At 63.0% G+C, this 690-nt stretch carries 1 protein-coding gene and 1 pseudogene; both read right to left on the bottom strand.

What is annotated here, in order from left to right:
* Nucleotides 1-494 (bottom strand): XdhC family protein (locus tag CXQ97_RS20865; RefSeq protein WP_368784522.1); only part of this gene is annotated, 494 nt, incomplete at its 3' end.
* Between the two features lie 2 nt (nt 495-496).
* Nucleotides 497-690: pseudogene (locus CXQ97_RS20860) on the bottom strand (transcriptional regulator); the annotation flags it as partial.

Genomic DNA, 690 nt, shown 5'->3' with positions numbered 1-690 from the left:
CGAATCTGTACCGTACAACCATCCGCCGCCTCGACCACGCGGGGGCCGAGGCCGTCGTCTTCGCAGAGTTGTGCCTGGCCATCACGAAGATCAATGTGTCGCAGCAGGTGCTGCTGTCCCTGCAATGTGGCACGCAGACGCTCCAACTGCGCCCAAGTCGCCGCGTCCGCCGGCAGGCGCTCAATCAGGACTTTCAGTATGCCGCCACAAGGCAGCGCTATCCGCCCTCCCTTCGGCCCATCAGGGTCGCCGTAGCGCAGGACAGTGATCACGCGCTCGAATTCGCCTTGCTGCAGGCGGTCTAGAAAATCCTCTTCGACGCAGCCGCCTGACAGCGAGCCCGCGTGACTGCCATCGCGGCACGCCGCAAGCAGCGAACCAGGCTCACGCGGAGAGGAGCCGAACGTGGCCAGCACCGTGCACAACCACACAGTCTGCCCTTCCCGCGACCAAGCCAGCGCCTGCTCGATAACCTGTAGATCCAGATGCTGCATGATCAAACCTCGTTTCCTACCCGGCTCCCACCGGCCACTGAGAAGCGCAGAGCATCCACGACCAAAGTAAAGGCCGGCGATGGCTGCCGTCGGCTGGGGTAGTACAGGTAAAACCCCGGAAATGGCTGGCACCAATCCTCCAGCACACGCACCAGGCGACCTTCGTCGATATGCGGAGCAAACTCCTCCTCAGGGA

Origin of the sequence: Arthrobacter sp. B0490 (genome assembly GCF_002929355.1) — a bacterium.
Lineage (GTDB): Bacteria > Actinomycetota > Actinomycetes > Actinomycetales > Micrococcaceae > Arthrobacter_D.
The sequence above is the reverse complement of the archived record's forward strand: the minus strand, read 5'-3'. Positions and strand labels throughout refer to the sequence as shown.